Genomic DNA, 22576 nt, shown 5'->3' with positions numbered 1-22576 from the left:
GCTGTTGGGCATCTGTCCAGATTAGCCACAACATTTTTTGTATTTTTTATCGGAGCCACAAGGACAGCGATCGTTACGCCCTAACTCCGGCGTTGTTCCGTCGACATAGTACCAGCGTTGATCCTCGCGAAGAAAGCGTGAACATTCATACAGGCTGCAGGTACGGCCTTTTTCGAGATAACGCGCAAAAAAAGTGACGAAGGCTTCATTCTCATGGCTTCCGTGATTACAACGGGTTACATTCAGGCCAAGCCATTCTGTGGTGGTGAAACTTTCGGATAATAGCGTCTCTAGTCCGGCCACGCGCTGGCTGGGATGCCAAGTTTCTACCAGCCAGTCGGCGTTTTGCATAACGTAAGCGCTGTAACGCGAGCGCATTAACTGTTCAGCACGCTGTGGCGTTTGTTGCCCGTTCAGAAAGGGCTGACAACATAGGCTATACTGCTCTCCGCTGCAGCAGGGGCACTTTTCGGACACATCATCTCCTGAGAGTGATTAAAGTTAATGAAAGTGTGCGCTATGTTAGCCGACTGGCCAGCGTGAAGCTACGCATCAGGTTGATCACGAGGTGAGATGAGAAAAGTCAGGATTGGGCTGGCCCTGGGATCGGGCGCTGCCAAAGGCTGGGCGCATATCGGTGTCATTAACGCGCTGGAGCGCACCGGTATTGAGGTGGATGTCGTCGCAGGCTGTTCCGTCGGCGCGCTGGTGGGCTCTGCCTACGTCAACGGCCGGCTGGCGTTGATGGAGAAGTGGGTCAGCGCATTTCGCTACTGGGATGTTATCCGTCTGATGGATCTCTCATGGCAGCGTGGCGGCCTGCTGCGCGGCGACCGGGTGTTTAGCCATATCCGTCAGTTGATCCCTAACGAGCTCATCGAAGACGCGGATAAGCGCTTTGGCGTGGTGGCAACGAACCTCTGCACCGGACGCGAGCTGTGGCTGACCGAAGGTGATTTGCACCAGGCGGTGCGTGCATCGTGTAGTATGCCAGGCTTATTGCCTCCGGTTGGCTACAATGGTTATTGGCTGGTGGATGGTGCGGTGGTCAATCCGGTGCCGATTTCGCTGACCCGCGCGCTGGGCGCTGACATTGTGATTGCTGTTGACCTGCAACATGATGCGCACCTGATGCAGCAGGATCTGCTGTCGGTCACGCCGCAGAGCGGTGAAGAGGCGGCAGAAGCACTGAGCTGGGGCAAAAAACTGCGCCAGCGTCTGATGGGGTTGACCCATCGGCGCGCCAGCCAGTCTCCAGGCGCGATGGAAATTATGTCAACGTCAATCCAGGTATTGGAAAATCGCCTGAAACGTAATCGTATGGCAGGCGATCCGCCGGATGTGCTGATTCAGCCTTTTTGTCCACAGATTTCAACGCTGGACTTTCATCGGGCTGAAGAGGCAATTGCGGCAGGCAAGGCCGCCGTGGAGAAAAAAATGGATGAACTATTACCGCTGGTCCGTAGCAGATAATCAGTTGTTCATTCACGGGGGTTGTGACTTCAGCCAATTCTGAAAGGCGCAACGGCGTTTTATGAACCACTATTGAAATATCTGGTACGCAGGGGGAGAGAATGGAAAAACCGCTAATCGGCAAAAAGATACTCATTGTCGAAGATGAGGTCGTTTTCCGTTCATTGCTGGACACATTGTTAACTGGCCTCGGTGCCAGCACGTTCGAAGCGGGCGACGGACTCGACGGCCTGAATTTACTCGCCGCGCAGTCGGTGGACCTGGTCATCTGCGAGCTGGAAATGCCGCGCATGGGCGGTATTGAGTTTGTCGAGCGTATTCGTACACGCGGTAATAGCGTGCCAATCCTGATCATCTCCGCCACGCAGAACATGGCCGAGATTGCCCACGTGCTGCGCCTTGGCGTGCAGGACGTGCTGCTCAAGCCGCTAAAAAACCTGGAACGTTTCCGTGAAGCGGTGTTTGAGTGCCTCTATCCTTCGATGTTCACCTCGAAAGTGGAGGAAGATGAACAGCTCTTTCAGGACTGGGATGCCCTGGTACGCGATCCGCTCGCTGCCGCCAAGCTGCTCAAACAGCTGCAACCGCCAGTACAGCAAACCATCGCCAGCTGCCGCATAAACTACCGTCAACTCACCATGGCGGAACAGCCGGGCCTGGTGCTGGATATCGCCGCGCTGTCGGATAAAGATCTGGCGTTTTATTGCCTTGACGTGACGCGTGCCGGCGACAACGGCGTGCTGGCTGCATTATTGCTCAGAGCACTGTTTAACGGTTTATTGCATGAGCAACTGTCCGGGCAAAAGCAGCGTCTGCCGGAACTCAATGGTCTGCTGCGCCAGGTGAATATGCTGTTGCGCCAGGCCAACCTGAACGGGCAGTTCCCGCTGCTGGTGGGCTACTATCATCGTCAGTTGAAAAATCTGATTCTGGTTTCAGCCGGTCTGAATGCCACGCTGCACATAAATACTCAGCAAATCCAGCTCAGTAACGGCGTGCCGCTTGGCACTATGGGCAGCACCCATCTTAATCAAATCAGCCAGCGCGCCGATGCCTGGCAATGTCACGTCTGGGGAGCCGGCGGCCGGCTTCGTCTGATGTTATCGTCCGAAGAATAGCCACTCAGATTTATATTTTCCGCGGGTTAAAGACAGGGCCAAAGCTTAGCTTTACACTTGGGTAATAGTCTTAAATTCCGCGGATTAACTCCATCCAGGATAAATCCGTCTGACACTAACTGATATACTTATTTCGTTTTTAAACCGACATATCAAGTATTAACTTAAACGGCCTATTAAGAGAGGTATTTGATGTCTGCCTATAAGTCTAAAGTAAAAAAAGCGGTAATCCCGGTTGCAGGTCTGGGTTCGCGTATGCTGCCTGCCACTAAAGCTATTCCAAAAGAGATGTTACCGCTGGTCGATAAGCCGTTGATCCAGTATGTCGTAAACGAGTGTATTGCTGCGGGTATTAATGAGATCGTGCTGGTTACGCACTCCTCTAAAAACTCCATCGAAAACCATTTTGATACCAGTTTCGAACTGGAAGCGATGCTGGAAAAACGCGTGAAGCGTCAGCTGCTGGATGAAATCCAGGCAATCTGCCCGCCACACGTCACCATCATGCAGGTACGTCAGGGTATCGCCAAGGGCCTCGGTCATGCAGTGATGTGTGCTCATCCGCTGGTCGGTGATGAGCCAGTCGCGGTGATTCTGCCAGACGTGATCATTGATGAGTACGAATCTAACACAACCAAAGATAACTTGGCAGAAATGCTGACGCGCTTCGAAGAGAGCGGTCGCAGCCAGATCATGGTTGAGTCAGTTGCAGATGTTACCGCTTACGGCGTGGTTGACTGCCAGGGCGCGGAGCTGGCACCGGGCCAGAGCGCACCGATAGTGGGCGTGGTTGAGAAGCCAAAAGCCTCGGAAGCGCCATCCAACTTGGCGGTAGTGGGTCGTTACGTGCTGTCTGCAGACATCTGGCCCCTGCTGGCGAAAACCCTTCCGGGTGCCGGCGGCGAAGTGCAGCTGACCGACTCCATCGCCATGCTGATGGAAAAAGAGACCGTAGAAGCTTACCACCTGACCGGCTTGAGCCATGACTGCGGTAACAAACTGGGTTATATGCAAGCTTTTGTTGAGTATGGCGTGCGTCATCCGGTGCTGGGCAAGGATTTCGCTCAGTGGCTCGACGGCGTTGCAGGCAACAAAAAGTAATTCATTAAGCACAGGATAATTCAATGAAAGTCACTGTATTTGGTATCGGCTATGTCGGTCTGGTTCAGGCTGCGGTGTTGGCCGAAGTCGGACATGACGTTCTCTGTATTGATGTCGACGAAAAGAAAGTTGAAAGCCTGAAAAAGGGCATCATCCCAATTTTTGAACCGGGCCTGACGCCGCTGGTTATGTCGAACTATGAAGCGGGGCGTCTGAAATTCAGCACCAATGCAGAAGAGGGCGTAAACCATGGCGTAATGCAGTTTATTGCTGTGGGCACGCCGCCGGATGAGGATGGCTCTGCCGACCTGAAATATGTGACTGCGGTTGCGCGTACTATTGCGCAGCACATGAACGATCACAAAGTCGTCATCGACAAATCTACTGTACCGGTGGGCACCGCTGACCGCGTGCGCGCAGTGATGAGCGAAACGCTGAAGCAGCGTGATGCGAATATTGCGTTCGATTTGGTCTCTAACCCGGAGTTCCTGAAAGAGGGCGCCGCAGTTAACGATTGCATGCGTCCGGAACGTATCGTGGTGGGCACTGACAATGATGAAGTGGTCGAACTGCTGCGTGAACTGTACGAGCCGTTTAACCGTAATCACGATCGTATGATTCTGATGGATATCCGCAGTGCAGAGCTGACCAAATATGCAGCTAACTGCATGCTGGCGACGAAAATCAGCTTCATGAACGAGATATCCAACCTTGCGGAACGCCTGGGTGCTGACGTGGAAAAAGTACGTCAGGGCATCGGTTCTGATTCACGCATCGGTTATCACTTTATTTATCCGGGCTGTGGTTATGGCGGTTCCTGCTTCCCGAAAGACGTGCAGGCGCTGATTCGCACTGCAGAGTCAATCGGCTACACCCCGCGCCTGCTGCAGGCGGTAGAAGACGTCAACGATTCGCAGAAGAACAAGCTGCCGACGTTTATTAAACGTCACTTTGGTGACGATCTGCGTGGCAAGACGTTTGCGCTGTGGGGTCTGGCGTTTAAACCGAACACCGACGACATGCGTGAAGCCTCAAGCCGCGTCCTGATGGAAGCACTGTGGCAGGCGGGCGCAACGGTGCAGGCTTTTGATCCGGAAGCGATGGAAGAAGCCCAGCGCATCTACGGTCATCGTGACGATCTGAAGCTGTGCGGCACTAAAGAAGCTGCGCTGCAGGGCGCCGATGGTCTGGTGATCTGCACCGAGTGGCAGAACTTCCGTGCTCCGGATTTCGACGTGATTAAATCCTCGTTAAAACAACCCGTGATTTTTGATGGTCGTAACCTGTATGATCCGGAGCGTATCAGCAAACGCGGTTTCGTTTATTATGCAATCGGCCGCGGAGCGTCTATTCAAATTGTGTAATAAATGAGGGACGTATGAATTTTCTGGTCACCGGCGCGGCAGGGTTTATTGGTTTTCACGTTAGTCAGCGTTTGCTGGCTGCCGGTCACCAGGTTGTTGGTATCGATAACCTGAATGATTACTACGATGTTAGCCTGAAACAGGCGCGCCTCGACCAGATTACCGCACATCCCGCGTTTACTTTTCTTAAAATGGACCAGGCAGATCGCCAGGCCATTTCTTCCCTGTTTGAACAGCATGCTTTTGCGCGTGTGATCCATTTAGGTGCACAGGCGGGTGTTCGCTATTCCATCGAGAATCCGCACGCCTACGCTGATGTCAACCTGATTGGTCACTTAAATATTCTGGAAGGTTGCCGTCATCATAAGATTGGACACCTGCTGTATGCTTCATCGAGTTCGGTTTATGGCCTGAACCGTAAAATGCCGTTCTCCACGGATGATTCGGTTGATCATCCGGTATCACTTTATGCTGCGACGAAAAAAGCCAACGAATTAATGTCGCATACCTATTCACATCTTTACCAATTACCCACCACCGGATTGCGCTTCTTTACCGTTTATGGTCCGTGGGGCCGTCCGGACATGGCGCTGTTTAAGTTCACCCGCGCGATGCTAGCCGGTGACGCAATTGATGTGTATAACCGCGGTCAGATGACGCGTGACTTTACCTATATTGATGATATTGCCCAAGCGATTGTGCGTTTGCAGGACGTGATTCCGCAGACAGATGAAAACTGGACGGTGGAAAACGGCTCGCCTGCTACCAGTTCGGCGCCGTATCGTGTGTACAATATTGGAAATAGTCAGCCTACCAGCCTGATGACTTACATCGAATCGCTGGAAAAAGCGCTGGGGATTGAGGCGAAGAAAAATATGCTGCCGATGCAGCCCGGCGATGTATTAGGCACCAGTGCCGACACGCAACCGCTGTATGACGCGATAAATTTCTGCCCGCAGACCAGCGTAGAAAAGGGTGTGCAGCGTTTTGTTGACTGGTACCGCGACTTCTATCAGCAATAAGTCGCGATAAAAAAAGGAAGCCGGCGGCTTCCTTTTTTCTTACCCTGTGTAAAACAGAGCACAGCGCCAGGGCTGGCATGCTGCGAAGCACTGGTTCCTTACAGTAGGAAATCGTCCAGTTGCTTACCTTGTTCTTCAATCGCTTTTTTAATCACGACTGGCGTACGTCCCTGACCGGTCCAAGTACGGTTCTCGCCGTTTTCGTCGACGTAACCATATTTCGCCGGGCGTGCCGCACGTTTGGCTTTGCCTGGCGCTTTGGTCTCCGCTAATGCCTGCAGCAGTTCGTTTGGATCAATACCGTCTGCCATCAGCATTTCACGATATTGTTCCAGCTTACGGCTGCGCTCGGCATTTTCCGCCTGGGCAAGAGATTCTTCTTCACGACGTTCATTCACCACAACCTCAAGTTTTTCCAGCATCTCTTCCAGTGTTTCCAGAGAGCATTCCCGAGCCTGCGCGCGCAATGTACGGATATTATTAAGAATTTTAAGTGCTTCGCTCATTGTCCTAATCTCAAAATATAATAAATGGAGTTGTTCTGCCGCCTCATAATTGTGGCGGCGAAAAATAACTGCAATAGCCAGATTAAAAAGCAAAACGTAAAGTTAATGTTGTTAAGCTTTTTAAGGCGCTATTTATTATTCTTTTTATAGATTTGATAGCACAGGTTTTGCAGGGATAAATACCGCTGCGCGCCTTTCGCCCGGGCATCAGCGCTATTTATAATGAATAAAATTGCTGCATGATGACGGCTTTGACATAACGTGCGAAATGTTGATAACGATGCCGCTGATCTATGATGATGGCGTTAATTTGAGCAGTTGATAAAAATAATGCATCGCAACAGTGCAGCAGCTTTTGATAGACTCACGCGCAACAGTTTCGGGCAGTGACAAAAGACATTTTATGGCGCAACTCTATTTTTATTACTCAGCGATGAACGCGGGAAAATCCACCGCACTGCTGCCGTCTTCCTACAATTACCATGAGCGCGGCATGCGTACGCTGGTGTATACCGCGGAAATTGACGACCGCTTCGGCGCCGGAAAAGTCAGCTCGCGTATTGGTCTTTCGTCTCCGGCTTTTTTATATAACGCGCAGACCAACCTGGAAAGTGAAATAGCGGAACAACACGCGAAGCAAACGGTTCACTGTGTACTGGTGGATGAGAGCCAGTTCCTGACGCGTGAGCAGGTGAAAGCCCTGTCGGACGTGGTAGATAATCTGGATATTCCGGTGCTGTGTTATGGTCTGCGTACCGACTTTCGCGGTGAGTTATTTATCGGCAGTCAGTATTTACTGGCCTGGGCCGATAAGCTGGTGGAATTGAAAACCGTGTGTCACTGTGGACGCAAAGCCAGCATGGTGTTACGGCTGGATGCTAAGGGTAAACCGTTCAGCGAAGGGGAGCAGGTGGTGATCGGTGGTAATGAGCGCTATATCTCTGTGTGCCGCAAGCACTATAAACAGGCGATTAATGACGGCTCGCTAAACGCCATTTACGGTTCACAACTGCCTCACGCCTGAATAGCCGCAGCATAAAAAAACCCGCCGCAGCGGGTTTTTTTGTATCAGGCTAATCAGGCCTTTTTGGTTTTCTTCTCACTCTTTACGGCTTTGGCTTCACCCTCAGCGGCAACACTGTTATCTGCTTCTGAGAACTCACGGCCATAGAAGGTATCCAGCATGATTTGTTTGGCAATCAGCGGATAGCGTGGGTTAGCGCCGGTACACTGGTCATCGAACGCATCATCCGCCAGCTTGTCGACTTTGGCCAGGAAGTCAGCTTCCTGAACGCCCGCTTCGCGGATAGAAGTTGGGATACCCAGCTGAGTTTTCATCTCTTCCAGCCATGCCCCAGCAGTTTTTCAATTTTCTGCGCGGTACGGTCACCGGCAGCACTCAGACCGAGATGGTCAGCAATCTCAGCATAGCGGCGGCGTGCCTGCGGACGGTCGTACTGGCTGAAGGCGGTCTGCTTGGTTGGATTGTCATTCGCGTTGTAGCGAATCACGTTACAAATCAGCAGGGCGTTGGCCAGACCGTGTGGAATGTGGAGCTCAGAGCCCAGTTTATGCGCCATGGAGTGACACACGCCGAGGAAGGCGTTGGCGAAAGCGATACCGGCAATGGTCGCCGCATTGTGAACACGCTCACGCGCCACGGGATTTTTCGCGCCGTCACGGTAGCTGGCAGGTAAATTATCTTTCAGCAGCTTCAGTGCCTGCAGCGCCTGACCGTCGGAATATTCGTTGGCCAGTACCGATACGTAGGCTTCCAGCGCATGGGGGACGGCATCCAGACCCCCAAAGGCGCAAAGCGAACGCGGCATCTCCATCACCAGGTTGGCATCGACAATCGCCATATCCGGGGTCAGTGCATAGTCTGCCAGCGGATATTTCTGGCCGGTGGCATCGTCGGTCACTACCGCAAACGGCGTAACTTCTGAACCGGTACCGGAAGTGGTGGTGATGGCCACCATGCGGGCTTTGACACCCATTTTCGGGAATTTGTAGATACGTTTACGGATGTCCATAAAGCGCAGCGCCAGTTCTTCAAAGTGAGTTTCCGGATGCTCGTACATCACCCACATAATTTTAGCCGCATCCATCGGTGAACCCCCGCCCAAGGCGATGATTACGTCAGGTTTGAAGCTGTTCATCTGCTCGGCACCTTTACGCACGATGCTCAGCGTTGGGTCTGCTTCTACTTCAAAGAACACTTCGGATACCGTTACGGGTTTTCAGGCTAATCAGGGCCTTGAAGATGGCGGTAGAGGTCGGGTTGGTGGTGGGCACGATGCCACAAATCAGGCCAATCGGTTCAGCGATGGTGATGGTGCCAAAGGTGTCATCAGTGTCCAGCACGCCACAGGTTTTTTCGTCTTTGTAAGCGTTATAGATATATTCGGAGGCGAAGTGGTTTTTGATTACTTTCATCTTCAAAGATACCCATGCCGGATTCGGCAACGGCCATTTTGGCGAGAGGGATACGGGCATCGGCAGCGGCGAGGGCGGCCGCACGGAAAATGGTATCAACTTGTTCCTGACTAAAATTGGCGTATTCGCGCTGTGCCTTTTTAACACGTTCTACCAGTGCGTTAAGCTCGGCAACATTAGTAACGGCCATAATACTCTCCTAAGGAAGTTAAACTTTTTTAGTAAACAAGCCTGAATCCAGAAGTATAGTCTCGTTACGCTTATGGATAGATAAGGATGGCGATGCCCGTGCCGTTGCTTACTAAAAAGGTTTTTCCGCCAGGATGACCTATGTCACAGGGTTTAGTTTCGATGGGGTAAGATTACCCCTGATGGGGTAGGCAATTTATGATGCAGATCAATTTAACTATCAGTTGACACCTTTCAGCGCTCACTTTTGCAAGTAAAGTTAGCGTCGACGGCTACAGAAGCCGATCTGACCTGCTGCAGGCCGATAATATCGCGCTAACAGTAGCGGAATAAACTGGGATAGTGCTTTAAGTGCAGCATTTATTTCTGCGTTAGCCTCTGGTGTTTCGCCAGGCTTTTGCACTACATTAAGCGCGATTTTTTTCGCCATCACCTGGAGCCCACCGTGACCCCTGCGCTACTCGATCTTTCTGGCTACATTAAATTTTTTGTGGGTTTGTTCGCGCTTGTTAACCCAGTCGGAATTATTCCGGTATTTATCAGCATGACCAGCTACCAGGCGGTGGCGGAGCGCAATAAAACCAATCTGACCGCGAACCTAGCGGTGGCGATTATCCTCTGGACCTTGCTGTTTCTTGGCGACGGTATCCTGCATCTGTTTGGTATCTCGATTGACTCTTTCCGCATCGCCGGTGGCATTTTGGTGGTCACCATCGCCATGTCGATGATCAGCGGCAAGCTGGGTGAAGACAAACAGAACAAGTAGGAGAAGTCAGAAACGGCGATTCGCGAAAGCATCGGCGTGGTGCCGCTGGCGCTGCCGCTGATGGCAGGGCCGGGCGCGATCAGCTCTACCATTGTCTGGAGCTCGCGTTATCACAGTTGGCCAAATCTGCTGGGCTTCTACCTTGGCGATTGCGATATTTGCCTTCTGCTGCTGGTTATTGTTCCGGGCCGCACCGCTGATGGTGCGGGTATTGGGACAAACTGGTATCAACGTAATTACGCGTATCATGGGTCTGCTGCTCATGGCGCTGGGCATTGAATTTGCCGTGACCGGAATGAAAGCCCTGTTTCCAGGATTACTGAATTAACGGCGGTTATTTTTTATCGCTAAGCGTTTTGTGAACCATAATAGTGCAATCAAACGAAATATTGCACCATTATGGTGATTTTATTTGTCGCGCTTAATATCGGCTTAACCTCATCAGTTTTACTACTGGTGTTATCCCGCATACAGCCTAAGCCGTAAAATACTGTGATAATCGTCACAGTATATCCCACTGCTCTGCAAATCATCCGCAGTATCATTCTATAGCTTGCGCTATAAATCTGAATAAATATCCGGGCTTCAGCATTAAAGGCAGCAATATTCGTAAATATTATAAAGTTAGTTGATTAACGAATAATTAACGTGAAAATCAGGCTGTAATTTATTATTTATCAATTTCTTAATTGATAATTCTGCTCAAGAATTAACACTTTTCCTGTGCGCGGCAACGTGATAAAAGAGAATCAGCTAACATTTTTGTGGTTTAGCTTTGGCGTGCGGGCAACGCTTCTGATAATTTTCGGCTCACCGCAAAATTTTTTATCTGCTAGCAACAAATGTGTAAGCTTCTTGCTTACTGCTATCAGGTTTATGTTGAAGGTTGATATTGGTTGATGAAAAGCATGGTAGCGAAAACGGCAGCGCGCACGTTTCTGGCGCTTTGCCTCTCCAGTGCGCTGGCGCAAAGTCAGGCCGCTGAGATCCCAGCCGGGACGTCATTAGCGGATACGCAACGCATCGTTATTAACAATGGTAGCGAAGTTTCCTGGCTTGATCCGCAAAAAGTCGAGGGCGTGCCGGAATCCAATGTGATTCGCAATCTGCTGGAAGGACTGGTTGAGACCGACAACAACGGTCAACGGGTGCCCTGCGTGGCGCAGCAGTGGCAAAATCAGCAGGACCGCATCTGGACGTTCACGCTGCGTAAAGACGCCCGCTCGAGCAATGGTAAGTCGGTCACCGCGCATGACTTTGTCTACAGCTGGCAGCGTCTGGCCGATCCGCGCACCGCCTCGCCGTACGCCAGCTATTTGCAGGCTGCGCACATCAGCAACATTGATGCCATCCTGGCCGGTAAAGCTGCGCCTTCCCAGCTGGGCGTGAAAGCGCTGGACGACCATCATCTGCAGGTTACGCTCTCCGAACCGGTACCGTATTTTGTTGATATGCTGGCTCATACTTCAATGAAACCGGTGTATCGTCCGGCGGTAGAGCAGTGGGGCGATGCCTGGACATAGCCGCAGCACTACGTGGGTAATGGCGCTTACACTCTAGCGGACTGGGTGGTGAATGAGCAGATCGTGGTAAAGCGTAATCCGCACTACTGGGACAATGCCCATACCACGCTGGACGAAGGCGTGTTTCTGGCGCTCACCACTGAGAATAGCGATATAAACCGCTATCGCAGTAGCGGCACCGACATGACCAACAGCGTGGTGCCCGCCCGATATGTTCAAAAAACTGCAGCAGGCGCTGGGAGATGAGGTAAAAGTCAGCCCGCTGCTGTGCACCTTCTATTACGAAATCAATAACAAAAAAGCGCTGTTTGACGACGTCCGCGTACGCAGCGCGCTGAAGTTAACGCTCGACCGCGACATCATCGCTCAGAAAATTATGGGGCAGGGACAGATCTCGGCCTACGGCCTGACGCCGCCCTTTATTCACGGTATTTCCCTCAATACGCCAGCGTGGGCGCAGCAGACACAGGCGCAACGTAACGCTGCAGCGAAGCAGCTGCTGGCGGAAGCTGGCTTTAATGCCCAGCATCCGCTGCGTTTTACCCTGCTGTATAACACCTCAGAACAGAACAAGCGTCAGGCGATTGCGGCTGCCTCGATGTGGCAAAAGAATCTCGGTGCGCAGGTCACGCTGCAAAATCAGGAGTGGAAAACGCTACTGGAGACCCGTCATCAGGCACAGTTTGATATGGTGCGCCTTGGTGTGCGGATTACAACGAGCCATCCAGCTTCCTCAATCTGCTGCTGAGTGGCTCCTCCATCAACACCGCGTTTTATCACAGCGCCGCATTTGATGCGCTGATGGCGCAAACGCTTAATACCGCTGATGACGCGCAGCGCGCGCAACTCTATCAGCAGGCGGAACAACAGCTGGATCGGGATTCACCGAATACCGGTTTACTACCGCGTTAGCGTGCGGCTGGTGAAGCCGTGGGTGGGCGGTTTCAGCGGCAAAGATCCGCAGGATATGCTGGCGCTGAAATACTATTACATAAAGAAACATTGAGTAATGTGACGATCCGGCGCTACAGTCGGGCGTCACGTTACCGTGGTAACCCTGCAGGGTGGTAGTGATCTTCGCGCAGACAGGCGAAGATCTCCCGGAAACGGGGTACGCCGGGCGGTCAGCCGACCCGGTGACGATAATAAAACTGGAGCGTAATAATGAACAACATCACGAAAAAAAGCCTGATCGCCGCAGGCGTACTGGCGGCCATCGGCGCGCTGGCAGGGAATGCTGCACTGGCGGCCAACGTACCGGCGGGTACCGAATTGGCAGCGAAACAGGAACTGGTGCGCGGCAATGGCGATGAAGTGCAGTCGCTGGATCCGCATAAAATCGAAGGCGTGCCGGAAAGCAATATCGCACGCGATCTGTATGAAGGTTTGATCGTGAGCGACAGCAACGGCAAACCGGTTCCGGGCGTAGCGGAAAGCTGGGAGAACAAAGATTACAAAGTCTGGACTTTCCATCTGCGTAAAAATGCCAAATGGTCAAACGGCGAGCCGGTCACCGCGCAGGACTTCGTCTACAGCTGGCAGCGTCTGGTCGATCCGAAAACCGCATCGCCGTATGCCAGCTATCCACAGTATGGTCACATCCTTAATGTGGATGACATCATTGCCGGCAAAAAACCGACCTCCGATCTCGGCGTGAAAGCGCTGGACGACCACACGCAGGAAGTGACGCTGAGCGAGCCGGTGCCGTACTTCTATAAGTTGCTGATTCACTCGGTGATGTCGCCGGTGTATAAGCCAGCCATTGAGAAGTTTGGCGACCAGTAGACGCAGCCGCAGAACTGGGTCGGCAACGGTGCCTTCAAACTGGAATCTCACGTGATCAACGAGCGCGTGACGCTGGTGCGTAACCCGGAATACTGGGATAACGAACATACCGTACTGAATAAAGGCACCTTCCTGCCGATCAACTCCGAAGTCAGCGATGTGAACCGTTATTTCTCGCAGAACGGCAGCGATATCACCTACAACAATATGCCGATTGAGCTGTTTAAGAAACTGCAGCGCGATAACGGTAAAGAGCTGATGGTGAAACTGTATTTGTGCACCTACTACTATGAAATCAACAACCAGAAAGCCCCGTTTACCGATGTCCGAGTGCGTACCGCGCTGAAGCTGGGTCTGGATCGTGACATCATGGTGAACAAAGTGCTGGCGCAGGGGCAACAGCCGGCCTACAGCTTCACACCGCCAGCGACAGACGGCATGGAACTGCTGCCGCCGGACTGGTTCAAGTGGGATCAGAACAAGCGTAACGAAGAAGCGAAGAAACTGCTGGCCGAAGCCGGTTATACCGCTGACAAGCCGCTGACCTTCAACCTGCTGTACAACACCTCCGATCTGCACAAAAAACTGGCGATTGCCGCCTCGTCAATCTGGAAGAAGAACATCGGCGTCAACATCAAGCTGGAAAACCAGGAGTGGAAGACTTTCCTGGATACCCGTCATCAGGGAAACTTCGATGTCTCCCGTGCAGCATGGTGTGCTGACTACAACGAACCGACTTCATTCCTGAATATCATGCTGTCGGACAGCAGCAGTAACACCTCGCACTACAAGAGCGCGGACTTCGACAAAGTGATTCACGATGCGGTCAAAGCAGCGGATGATAAAGCGCGCCTGGCGGATTATCAGAAAGCAGAGCAGATCCTGGATAAAGACAGCACCATCGTACCGGTTTACTACTATGTGAACGCGCGTCTGGTGAAACCGTACGTTGGCGGCTACACCGGCAACGATCCACTGGATAATACCCTGGATAAAAACCTGTACATTATTAAGCATTAATAGCACTCAGGCTATCGACAGTGGCGGTGCTGCGGCGCCGCCTTTTTGACTTTGTGAAGCAACAGCCTGGTAGGTACGGCAATGTTAAAATTCATCCTGCGTCGGCTCCTTGAAGCCATCCCGACGCTGTTTATTCTGATTACCATCTCCTTCTTCATGATGCGACTGGCACCCGGTAGTCCGTTTACCGGCGAGCATACGCTGTCGCCAGAAATCATGGCCAACATTGAGGCCAAATATCACCTCAACGATCCGATCGGCAAACAGTATGTCAGCTACCTGGTACAGCTGGCACACGGCGATTTCGGCCCGTCGTTCAAATATAAAGACTACTCGGTTAACTACCTGGTCGGTCATGCGTTTCCGGTATCAGCCAAACTGGGGCTGGCAGCCTTTTTCCTTGCGGTGGTGCTGGGCGTCACGACGGAGGTTATCGCCGCGCTGAAGCAAAACAGTTTGTGGGATTATGCGGTCATGGGGGTGGCGATGACCGGGGTGGTCATTCCCAGCTTCGTGGTGGCACCGCTGCTGGTACTGATCTTTGCCATCACCCTGCGCTGGCTGCCGGGCGGTGGCTGGAATGGCGGGCAGTGGAACTACATGCTGCTGCCGATGGTGGCGCTGTCACTGGCTTACATCGCCAGTATCGCCCGTATCACCCGCGGCTCGATGATTGAAGTGATGCACTCCAACTTCATCCGCACCGCGCGTGCGAAAGGTCTGCCTTTGCGCCGTATTGTGCTGCGCCACGCGCTGAAGCCGGCGCTGCTGCCGGTGCTCTCCTATATGGGGCCGGCGTTTGTTGGCATCATCACCGGTTCGATGGTAATCGAATCAATTTACGGTCTGCCGGGCATCGGTCAGCTGTTCGTCAACGGCGCACTGAACCGTGACTACTCGCTGGTGATGAGCCTGACCATCCTGTTCAACGCGATCGTTGACGTGCTGTACGCCGTTATCGATCCGAAAATTCGTTACTGATGGTGGAGCTCGCTCATGATGTTAAGTAAGAAAAATAGCGAAGCTCTGGACGCGTTCAGCGAAAAGCTGGAAGTGGAAGGGCGCAGCCTGTGGCAGGACGCACGTCGCCGCTTTATTCATAACCGTGCGGCCCTCATCAGCCTGCTGGTGCTGCTGGTGATTGCGCTGTTCGTGGTGTTCGCCCCGATGCTGGCGCAGTTCAAATATGATGATACCGACTGGGCGATGATGTCTGCACCGCCGGACACCACCTCAGGGCACTGGTTTGGCACCGACTCTTCCGGACGTGACCTGCTGGTGTGCGTGGCGATTGGCGGCCGTATCTCGCTGATGGTCGGCATCGCTTCAGCGCTGATCGCGGTGCTGGTGGGCACGCTGTACGGTTCGCTGGCTGGCTACCTCGGCGGCAAGATTGACTCGGTGATGATGCGTATCTTGGAAATCCTCAACTCGTTCCCGTTTATGTTCTTCGTCATCCTGCTGATCTTCGTTGCCATTCTGGATATGGCGCGTATCGTGCGCGGCCAGACGCTGGGACTGAAGCGCAAAGAGTTTATCGAAGCGGCGCAGGCAGGTCGGCGGCGTTTCTACCGGCAATATCGTGCTGCGTCACATCGTACCGAACGTTCTGGGTGTGGTGGTGTATGCCTCGCTGCTGGTGCCAAGCATGATCCTGTTTGAATCTTTCCTGAGTTTCCTCGGCCTCGGCACCCAGGAGCCACTGAGCAGCTGGGGCGCGCTGTTGAGCGACGGCGCCAACTCGATGGAAGTATCACCGTGGCTGCTGATGTTCCCGGCGGGCTTCATGGTGATGACGTTGTTCTGTTTCAACTTTATCGGCGATGGCCTGCGTGACGCCCTCGACCCGAAAGATCGTTAAGGAGTTTCCCGATGACCCATCATGATACTCAGCAGCCGCTGGCGGCTGCACCTGCGGGAAACGCTAACCTGCTGCTGGACGTTAAAGATCTGCGCGTCACCTTCAGTACTCACGACGGCGACGTGACCGCGGTGAACGACCTCAACTTTTCCCTGCGCGCCGGTGAAACGCTGGGCATTGTTGGTGAATCCGGCTCCGGAAAATCGCAAACCGCGTTTGCGCTGATGGGGCTGCTAGCGAAAAATGGTCGCATTGGCGGCTCGGCGCAGTTCAACGGCAGCGAAATCCTCAATCTGCCGGAAAGCAAACTGAACAAGCTGCGCGCGGAGCAGATTGCGATGATTTTTTAGGACCCGATGACGTCGCTCAATCCGTACATGCGCGTCGGCGAACAGCTGATGGAGGTCCTGAAACTGCACAAAGGCATGAACAGTGCCCAGGCGTTTGAAGAGTCGGTACGCATGCTGGATGCGGTGAAAATGCCGGAAGCGCGCAAGCGCATGAAGATGTTCCCGCACGAGTTTTCCGGTGGCATGCGTCAGCGCGTGATGATCGCCATGGCGCTGCTGTGCCGGCCAAAGCTCCTTATTGCCGATGAGCCAACTACTGCGCTGGATGTCACCGTGCAGGCGCAGATCATGACGCTGCTGAATGAGCTGAAGCGTGAATTTAACACCGCCATCATCATGATCACTCACGATCTCGGCGTTGTCGCCGGGATCTGTGACAAGGTACTGGTGATGTATGCCGGGCGCACCATGGAGTATGGCCGTGCGCGCGATGTGTTCTACCAGCCGGCCCATCCGTACTCGATCGGTTTGCTGAGCGCGGTGCCGCGTCTTGACGCGGAGGGGGAGTCGCTGACCACCATTCCCGGCAACCCGCCCAACCTGTTGCGTCTGCCGCAGGGCGCCTGCGTGCCTGCTTCAAACCGGTGGAGGAGTTAGTATGAGCACCGTAATTGAAGAGAAAAAAGTGTTGCTGGAAATCGCCGATCTCAAGGTGCATTTCGATATCAAAGACGGCAAGCAGTGGTTCTGGCAGCCGCCGAAAACCTTGAAAGCGGTGGATGGTGTCAGTCTGCGTCTGTATGAAGGCGAAACCCTCGGCGTGGTCGGTGAGTCCGGCTGCGGCAAATCCACGCTGGCGCGCGCCATTATCGGTCTGGTGAAAGCCACCGACGGGCGCGTGGCGTGGCTGGGGCGCGATCTGCTGGGCCAGAGCCAGCAAGAGTGGCGTCAGGCGCGCAGTGATATTCAGATGATCTTCCAGGACTCGCTGGCCTCGCTCAACCCGCGTATGACCATTGGTGATATCATCGCCGAACCGCTGCGCACCTACTATCCAAAAATGCCGCGTCAGGAAGTGAAGGATAAGGTTAAAACCATGATGATGAAGGTCGGTCTGCTGCCGAACCTCATCAACCGCTATCCGCACGAGTTCTCCGGTGGCCAGTGCCAGCGTATCGGTATCGTCCGTGCACTGATTCTTGAGCCGAAGCTGATTATCTGTGATGAGCCGGTGTCGGCGCTCGACGTGTCGATTCAGGCGCAGGTGGTCAACCTGCTGCAGAAACTGCAGCGTAAAATGGGCCTGTCGCTGATCTTCATCGCGCATGACCTGGCGGTGGTGAAGCACATCTCTGATCGCGTACTGGTGATGTATCTCGGCCACGCGGTTGAGCTGGCTACCTATGATGCGGTGTATAACGATCCGCAGCATCCGTACACCAAAGCGCTGATGTCGGCGGTGCCGATTCCTGATCCGGACCTAGAGAAGAATAAGCAGATTCAGCTGCTGGAAGGGGAACTGCCGTCGCCAATCAATCCGCCATCAGGCTGCGTGTTCCGTACCCGCTGCCCGATTGCCGGCCCGGAGTGCGCCAAAACCCGACCGCTACTGGAAGGCAGTTTCCGCCATGCGGTGTCCTGTCTGAAGGTTGATCCGCTATAAGAGCGGTGCCATAAACAACAACGCCGGGCACTGCCCAGCGTTTTTTTATGCGCTGCGGCTTATTCACGCCACAGAATATGACACAGCTTATGGTCTTTCTCGCGGCACAGCAGGATGCGCGCGAACACATCGGTAATCGGTTCGCCGTCCGCTTCACCGAGGCCGATCACCACTTCTGAGAAGAAGTCAGGGTTGAGATCGAAATCCACATGTTCCTGCCAGTCTTCTGATGGATCAAACCGCTCGGCGCCGCCGCGCTCTTCAAATTGCAGATTGAACAGAATGATGTCTGCCGGATCGAGGTTATCGCCTGCCAGCTCAAGAAAAATATCGTAAGCCTGTTCCAGCGTTTCATCTTCAGTAAGGCGATTATTTAAATCCATGGTCATTCCTGCTTGCCCTGAGGCGGTAATATTTTCGCTCGTTTTACAGTAAAGGGCTAAAGAAGTAAAACAGTCGTTCGACGATGCGCTGCCACCAGGCACGTTTTGCCCAGCGCGCGCCGTCCAGCAGACGCGAACGGGCGATATAATCATCTTGGACGGTGGCGAGATCGCTACCAAAGCCGTCATCATCCACCATCAGCGTGATCTCGAAATTGAGCCACAGGCTGCGCATATCCAGGTTCACCGTGCCCACTAGGCTGAGCTGACCGTCTACCAGCACGCTCTTGGTGTGCAACAGGCCATCTTCAAACTGATAGATTTTCACCCCGGCTTCCAGCAGTTCAGTGAAGAAGGCGCGGCTGGCCCAGCCGACCAGCAGCGAGTCATTGTGACGCGGTACAACAATGCTCACCTCAACGCCACGCAGCGCGGCGGTACAGATGGCGTGCAGTAAATCGTCGCTCGGCACAAAGTAGGGCGTGGTCATGATCAGCTGCTCGCGCGCCGAATACACCGCCGTCAGCAGCGCCTGATGAATCATGTCCTCCGGGAAGCCCGGACCTGAGGCGATCACCTGAATAGTGTGACCGCTCTCCTGCTCAAACGGCATCACATTGCCGTCTGGCGCCGGCGGCAGGATGCGTTTGCCGGTTTCGATTTCCCAGTCGCAGGCGTAGACGATGCCCATGGTGGTGGCCACCGGGCCCTCCATGCGCGCCATCAAATCAATCCACTGACCCACGCCAGCATCCTGTTTAAAGAAGCGCGGATCCACCAGATTCATGCTGCCGGTATAGGCAATATAGTTATCGATCAGCACCACTTTGCGGTGCTGACGCAGGTCCATGCGACGCAGGAACACACGCCACAGGCTAACCTGCAATGCCTCGACCACATCAATACCTGCGTTGCGCATCATGCCCACCCACGGACTGCGGAAGAACGCCACGCTGCCGGCGGAGTCCAGCATCAGGCGGCAGTGCACGCCGCGCCGTGAGGCAGCCATCAGCGATTCCGCCACATCATCAGCCAGACCACCCGGCTGCCAGATGTAGAACACCATCTCAATATTATGGCGCGCCAGCTGGATATCGCGGATCAGCGCCTGCATCACGTTATCGGCGCTGGTCAGCAGCTGCAGCTGATTGCCTTTAACGCCGGCAATACCCTGACGATGACGGCACAGCTCGAACAGGGAACGCGCCACGTCGCTGTGTTCAGTCGCGAAGATGTGACGACACGGTTTCAGGTCGTTGAGCCATTTGGCGGTCGAGGGCCACATGGTGCGGGCGCGTTCTGCGCGACGTTTACCTAAATGCAGTTCGCCAAACGACAGATAGGCGATAATACCCACCAGCGGCAGAATGTAGATGATCAGCAGCCAGGCCATCGCCGAGGTCACCGCACGCCGCTTCATCAGGATGCGCAGCGTAACCCCGGCAATCAGCAGCCAGTAGCCAAACAGCAGCAACCAGCTGATAAGGGTATAAAATGTGGTCATAAAGTGGACGTCCCGTTCGCGCTTTGATGGGCAAAGTTTACGTGTTGATCTGCGCCAGCGAAACCTTTAATCGTTGATGACGTTTCGATGAAGGTTTCGATAGTGGCCGCGTAACACCAGTGAAACATTCACTATCTGCAGGGCCGCCGCCAGTACCACCAGCATGACGATGTGCTGGCGCGCCTGACGCCAGCCCTGACGGCGCCACAGCCACAGCGCACGACCAATCAGCAGCAGCACCAGCACTAACAACAGAAGGGGCTGCCACTGCATCAGAACACCCGTTTAAACGGTTTAACCGTGACTTTGTCGTATACGCCAGCGGCGATATACGGATCGTCATTGGCCCACGACTGGGCCGTTTCCAGCGATGAGAACTCGGCAACAATCACAGAACCGGTGAAGCCAGCCGGGCCAGGCTCATTACTGTCGACGGCAGGCAGAGGACCGGCGACAATCAGACGCCCCTCATCCTGCAGCAGCTGCAGACGTGCTAGGTGTGCCGGGCGCACAGAGTTACGTTTTTCCAGTGAATCTGCGGTATCTTCCGCATAAATGACGTAAAGCACGATGGGATACTCCCGTTAGACTTGCCGAATTTGCGAGACACGTTAAGTGATCGCGAAACAGAGTGCAAACGAAAGATAATGGGGGCGCGCTGCAGCGCAGGCAGGGTTAAAAAGCGCCTTTCTTTTGGGCTTCAGTAGCGTGCTTATTAAAACTGATTGCTATTTGCATTTAAAATCAGCGCTTCACTCAATGAACATGACTGATATGACGACGTTGACTACGCTTTTTCCAACCGGAACGCCTGTGTCCGTGATTTTATCCGTGCTCCTTCACGGTTCGGTAATCGCCGGCATTCTTTATGCTTCATTTCATCAGACCATTGAGGTTCCTAAAGCGTCTCAGCCTATCAGCATTAGCATGGTAGCCCCCCGAAGTGCAGCCTGAACCTGCACCGGCAGCAGTGACCCCGCCGCCGCCGGAGCCGGAACACGAGCCGGAAGTCGCGCCAGAGCCACCAAAAGCCGAGCCGGTGCCGATCCCTAAGCCGGAACCTAAACCGAAGCCCAAAGTGGAGAAAAAGGCAGAGCCGAAGCCGCGCCAGCAGGTGAAGCCGCAGGAGAATCCGTTTAAACAGGACGCGCCAGCCGCGCAAACGCGCCCCTCTGCGGCACCGAAGAATAACCCGGCCCCGACGCAGATGGTGTCGGATGGACCGAAAGCGATGAGCGTCAGCAAGCCAGAGTATCCGGCGCGTGCGTTCGCGCTGCGCGTTGAAGGACGGGTGCGGGTGAAGTTTTACGTGGGCAGCGATGGGCGCGTCGATAATGTAGAGATTCTGTCCGCCGAGCCGCGCAACATGTTTGAGCGCGAAGTAAAGCAGGCGATGAAGAAGTGGCGCTATCAGCCAGGGCGGCCGGGCAAAGGGTTGACGATGAACATAGTGTTCCGCATTAACGGGGGCGCGAACATCGAGTAAAGCCAGACAGGCAAAGAAAAAGCGGCCATTCCGGACCGCTTTTTTTATACGCTTAATTGCTCCGATTGGCCTGGCCTTCCGGCAGCGGACGGGATTTCCCGCTGTTATCGACCGCCACATAAACAAACACCGCTTCGGTGGCGCAGTAGGTCTGGCCGATCGGTTCGGACGACACTTTTTTAATCCACACTTCCACGTTAATGGTCATCGAGCTATTGCCGGTGCGGATGCAGTGCGCGTAGCAGCTCACCACATCCCCGACGGCGACGGGCTTGAGGAAGGTCATACCATCCACGCGCACGGTCACCACGCGGCCTTTGGCAATCTCTTTAGCCAGTATCGCGCCGCCCATATCCATCTGTGACATCAGCCAGCCGCCGAAGATATCACCGTTGGCATTGGTATCTGCCGGCATCGCCAGGGTACGCGAGACCATCTCGCCTTGCGGCAACTTATGTTTTTCGTCCATTGCTCAGTTCTTCTGCAGGTGAGGACAAGTCCGGCGGAGACCGGGCTGCATAGATGATTTTTGTTCTTGTTGCGGCATCTGTCGCCAGATGTACAGGCCGCTTAACAGCGTAAACAGCAGGGTCAGGCCGGTAAGACCAAACACCTTAAAGTTAACCCAAAACGCTTGGGATAACCAAAACGCGACATAAATATTCGCCAGGCCGCAGGCCAGGAACAACAGGGCCCAGGCGATATTCAGCCGACGCCATACCGTACCCGGCAGCTGCAGCTCTTTGCCAAGCATGGTCTGGATCAGCGGTTGCTGCATAAACCACTGGCTGTACAGCAGCGCCAGCGCGAACAGCGAGTAAATCACCGTGACTTTCCACTTGATGAACTCATCGTTGTGGAACACATAGGTCAGGGTGCCGAACACCGCGACCAGCACAAACGTGAAAATGGTCATCTTTTCCAGCTTGCGATACAGCACCCAGCTGACCACCAGCGCGATACCGGTCGCCACCACCAGCGCGGCGGAGGCGACGAAAATGTCGTACAGCTTGTAGAAAATAAAGAAAACTACCAGGGGAAGAAAATCGAGTAACTGCTTCATAGCGTTTCCAGTCAGGGGCAGGA

18 protein-coding genes and 7 pseudogenes are annotated in these 22576 nt (G+C 53.9%); 14 read left to right on the top strand and 11 right to left on the bottom strand.

The window, feature by feature from the left end; all coding sequences use genetic code 11:
- Positions 1-21 precede the first annotated feature (21 nt).
- A complete protein-coding gene (locus AC6I8M_RS06830) occupies positions 22-477 on the bottom strand; it encodes a YchJ family protein (protein WP_041387125.1) in 456 nt (151 codons plus the stop codon).
- Between the two features lie 96 nt (positions 478-573).
- Here AC6I8M_RS06830 and rssA point away from each other — a divergent pair, with 96 nt between their 5' ends.
- The 5 genes from rssA (at position 574) to AC6I8M_RS06805 (ending at position 6078) form a co-directional block, all read left to right on the top strand.
- Positions 574-1473, top strand: a complete 900-nt coding sequence (rssA, locus tag AC6I8M_RS06825; RefSeq protein ID WP_010618905.1) for a patatin-like phospholipase RssA — start codon at positions 574-576, stop codon at positions 1471-1473.
- 101 nt (positions 1474-1574) lie between these two features.
- Positions 1575-2591 (top strand): two-component system response regulator RssB, encoded by a 1017-nt coding sequence (rssB, locus tag AC6I8M_RS06820; RefSeq protein WP_498013716.1) that lies wholly within the window; start codon positions 1575-1577, stop codon positions 2589-2591.
- A 192-nt stretch (positions 2592-2783) separates the two neighbouring features.
- Complete coding sequence (gene galU, locus AC6I8M_RS06815) at positions 2784-3692, top strand: UTP--glucose-1-phosphate uridylyltransferase GalU (protein ID WP_010618907.1); 909 nt, start codon at positions 2784-2786, stop codon at positions 3690-3692.
- Between the two features lie 23 nt (positions 3693-3715).
- Positions 3716-5056: a UDP-glucose dehydrogenase family protein gene (locus AC6I8M_RS06810; RefSeq protein ID WP_010618908.1), complete on the top strand. Its 1341-nt coding sequence runs from the start codon at positions 3716-3718 to the stop codon at positions 5054-5056.
- A gap of 14 nt (positions 5057-5070) precedes the next feature.
- Positions 5071-6078, top strand: a complete 1008-nt coding sequence (locus AC6I8M_RS06805; protein ID WP_010618909.1) for an NAD-dependent epimerase — start codon at positions 5071-5073, stop codon at positions 6076-6078.
- A 98-nt stretch (positions 6079-6176) separates the two neighbouring features.
- Here the strand turns inward: AC6I8M_RS06805 and hns are convergent, their stop codons facing one another.
- Positions 6177-6584, bottom strand: coding sequence for a histone-like nucleoid-structuring protein H-NS (gene hns, locus AC6I8M_RS06800; protein ID WP_022547822.1), 408 nt, complete (start codon positions 6582-6584; stop codon positions 6177-6179).
- A gap of 403 nt (positions 6585-6987) precedes the next feature.
- Here hns and tdk point away from each other — a divergent pair, with 403 nt between their 5' ends.
- Complete coding sequence (tdk, locus tag AC6I8M_RS06795; protein ID WP_022547823.1) at positions 6988-7608, top strand: thymidine kinase; 621 nt, start codon at positions 6988-6990, stop codon at positions 7606-7608.
- 53 nt (positions 7609-7661) lie between these two features.
- Here tdk and AC6I8M_RS06790 read toward each other — a convergent pair.
- The 3 genes and pseudogenes from AC6I8M_RS06790 to AC6I8M_RS06780 all read right to left on the bottom strand — a co-directional run.
- Positions 7662-8809, bottom strand: a pseudogene (locus AC6I8M_RS06790) (iron-containing alcohol dehydrogenase); the annotation flags it as partial.
- Complete coding sequence (locus AC6I8M_RS06785) at positions 8793-9020, bottom strand: hypothetical protein (protein ID WP_498013715.1); 228 nt, start codon at positions 9018-9020, stop codon at positions 8793-8795. The pseudogene AC6I8M_RS06790 and the gene AC6I8M_RS06785, both read right to left, overlap by 17 nt.
- On the bottom strand, positions 8977-9210 hold the full coding sequence (locus AC6I8M_RS06780) for a hypothetical protein (protein WP_498013714.1): 234 nt from the start codon (positions 9208-9210) through the stop codon (positions 8977-8979). Before AC6I8M_RS06780 ends, AC6I8M_RS06785 begins: the two co-directional genes overlap by 44 nt.
- A gap of 444 nt (positions 9211-9654) precedes the next feature.
- Between AC6I8M_RS06780 and AC6I8M_RS06775 the strand changes: the two are divergent.
- The 7 genes and pseudogenes from AC6I8M_RS06775 to oppF all read left to right on the top strand — a co-directional run bounded on the left by AC6I8M_RS06775 (position 9655) and on the right by oppF (position 18117).
- A pseudogene (locus AC6I8M_RS06775) lies at positions 9655-10303 on the top strand (YchE family NAAT transporter).
- 571 nt (positions 10304-10874) lie between these two features.
- A pseudogene (locus AC6I8M_RS06770) lies at positions 10875-12504 on the top strand (ABC transporter substrate-binding protein).
- A gap of 158 nt (positions 12505-12662) precedes the next feature.
- Positions 12663-14303, top strand: a pseudogene (gene oppA / locus AC6I8M_RS06765) (oligopeptide ABC transporter substrate-binding protein OppA).
- Positions 14304-14384: 81 nt separating this feature from the next.
- Positions 14385-15284: an oligopeptide ABC transporter permease OppB gene (oppB, locus tag AC6I8M_RS06760; RefSeq protein ID WP_010617730.1), complete on the top strand. Its 900-nt coding sequence runs from the start codon at positions 14385-14387 to the stop codon at positions 15282-15284.
- A gap of 15 nt (positions 15285-15299) precedes the next feature.
- Positions 15300-16164 (top strand): annotated as a pseudogene (oppC, locus tag AC6I8M_RS06755) (oligopeptide ABC transporter permease OppC).
- Positions 16165-16175: 11 nt separating this feature from the next.
- Positions 16176-17116, top strand: a pseudogene (gene oppD / locus AC6I8M_RS06750) (oligopeptide ABC transporter ATP-binding protein OppD).
- Positions 17113-18117, top strand: a complete 1005-nt coding sequence (oppF, locus tag AC6I8M_RS06745; RefSeq protein ID WP_010617727.1) for a murein tripeptide/oligopeptide ABC transporter ATP binding protein OppF — start codon at positions 17113-17115, stop codon at positions 18115-18117. Before oppD ends, oppF begins: the two are co-directional and overlap by 4 nt.
- Positions 18118-18176: 59 nt before the next feature.
- Here the strand turns inward: oppF and AC6I8M_RS06740 are convergent, their stop codons facing one another.
- The 4 genes from AC6I8M_RS06740 to AC6I8M_RS06725 all read right to left on the bottom strand — a co-directional run bounded on the left by AC6I8M_RS06740 (position 18177) and on the right by AC6I8M_RS06725 (position 20573).
- Entirely contained in the window at positions 18177-18506 is a 330-nt protein-coding gene (locus AC6I8M_RS06740) for an HI1450 family dsDNA-mimic protein (RefSeq protein ID WP_010617726.1), read from the bottom strand.
- Positions 18507-18543: 37 nt separating this feature from the next.
- The gene (gene cls, locus AC6I8M_RS06735; protein WP_010617725.1) at positions 18544-20004 is read right to left on the bottom strand and encodes a cardiolipin synthase; all 1461 of its coding nucleotides are present in this window, start codon (positions 20002-20004) and stop codon (positions 18544-18546) included.
- Between the two features lie 66 nt (positions 20005-20070).
- On the bottom strand, positions 20071-20277 hold the full coding sequence (locus tag AC6I8M_RS06730) for a hypothetical protein (protein ID WP_498013713.1): 207 nt from the start codon (positions 20275-20277) through the stop codon (positions 20071-20073).
- Complete coding sequence (locus AC6I8M_RS06725; protein WP_010617723.1) at positions 20277-20573, bottom strand: YciI family protein; 297 nt, start codon at positions 20571-20573, stop codon at positions 20277-20279. The genes AC6I8M_RS06730 and AC6I8M_RS06725 overlap by 1 nt, the downstream gene beginning before the upstream one ends.
- Positions 20574-20778: 205 nt before the next feature.
- On the opposite strand from AC6I8M_RS06725, the pseudogene tonB reads away from it, so the two are divergent.
- Positions 20779-21490: pseudogene (tonB, locus tag AC6I8M_RS06720) on the top strand (TonB system transport protein TonB).
- 52 nt (positions 21491-21542) lie between these two features.
- Here the strand turns inward: tonB and yciA are convergent.
- Both yciA and AC6I8M_RS06710 read right to left on the bottom strand, forming a co-directional pair.
- Positions 21543-21959: an acyl-CoA thioester hydrolase YciA gene (gene yciA, locus AC6I8M_RS06715; RefSeq protein WP_010617721.1), complete on the bottom strand. Its 417-nt coding sequence runs from the start codon at positions 21957-21959 to the stop codon at positions 21543-21545.
- Between the two features lie 3 nt (positions 21960-21962).
- The gene (locus tag AC6I8M_RS06710) at positions 21963-22553 is read right to left on the bottom strand and encodes a septation protein A (protein ID WP_010617720.1); all 591 of its coding nucleotides are present in this window, start codon (positions 22551-22553) and stop codon (positions 21963-21965) included.
- Positions 22554-22576 lie beyond the last annotated feature (23 nt).

Source organism: Type-A symbiont of Plautia stali (assembly GCF_059731155.1).
Note: the sequence above shows the minus strand (reverse complement) of the source record. Positions and strands in the feature narration are given on the sequence as shown.

What these genes read in the sequence shown, in the direction of transcription:
- rssB (WP_498013716.1), top strand. Translation starts at nt 1,575, where the DNA reads ATGGAAAAACCGCTAATCGGCAAAAAGATACTCATTGTCGAAGATGAG.
- yciA (WP_010617721.1), bottom strand. Translation starts at nt 21,959, where the DNA reads ATGGACGAAAAACATAAGTTGCCGCAAGGCGAGATGGTCTCGCGTACC.
- AC6I8M_RS06780 (WP_498013714.1), bottom strand. Translation starts at nt 9,210, where the DNA reads ATGGCCGTTACTAATGTTGCCGAGCTTAACGCACTGGTAGAACGTGTT.
- AC6I8M_RS06810 (WP_010618908.1), top strand. Translation starts at nt 3,716, where the DNA reads ATGAAAGTCACTGTATTTGGTATCGGCTATGTCGGTCTGGTTCAGGCT.
- tdk (WP_022547823.1), top strand. Translation starts at nt 6,988, where the DNA reads ATGGCGCAACTCTATTTTTATTACTCAGCGATGAACGCGGGAAAATCC.
- AC6I8M_RS06730 (WP_498013713.1), bottom strand. Translation starts at nt 20,277, where the DNA reads ATGCAGTGGCAGCCCCTTCTGTTGTTAGTGCTGGTGCTGCTGCTGATT.
- oppB (WP_010617730.1), top strand. Translation starts at nt 14,385, where the DNA reads ATGTTAAAATTCATCCTGCGTCGGCTCCTTGAAGCCATCCCGACGCTG.
- cls (WP_010617725.1), bottom strand. Translation starts at nt 20,004, where the DNA reads ATGACCACATTTTATACCCTTATCAGCTGGTTGCTGCTGTTTGGCTAC.
- AC6I8M_RS06740 (WP_010617726.1), bottom strand. Translation starts at nt 18,506, where the DNA reads ATGACCATGGATTTAAATAATCGCCTTACTGAAGATGAAACGCTGGAA.
- AC6I8M_RS06785 (WP_498013715.1), bottom strand. Translation starts at nt 9,020, where the DNA reads ATGAAAGTAATCAAAAACCACTTCGCCTCCGAATATATCTATAACGCT.
- AC6I8M_RS06710 (WP_010617720.1), bottom strand. Translation starts at nt 22,553, where the DNA reads ATGAAGCAGTTACTCGATTTTCTTCCCCTGGTAGTTTTCTTTATTTTC.
- galU (WP_010618907.1), top strand. Translation starts at nt 2,784, where the DNA reads ATGTCTGCCTATAAGTCTAAAGTAAAAAAAGCGGTAATCCCGGTTGCA.
- rssA (WP_010618905.1), top strand. Translation starts at nt 574, where the DNA reads ATGAGAAAAGTCAGGATTGGGCTGGCCCTGGGATCGGGCGCTGCCAAA.
- oppF (WP_010617727.1), top strand. Translation starts at nt 17,113, where the DNA reads ATGAGCACCGTAATTGAAGAGAAAAAAGTGTTGCTGGAAATCGCCGAT.
- AC6I8M_RS06805 (WP_010618909.1), top strand. Translation starts at nt 5,071, where the DNA reads ATGAATTTTCTGGTCACCGGCGCGGCAGGGTTTATTGGTTTTCACGTT.
- hns (WP_022547822.1), bottom strand. Translation starts at nt 6,584, where the DNA reads ATGAGCGAAGCACTTAAAATTCTTAATAATATCCGTACATTGCGCGCG.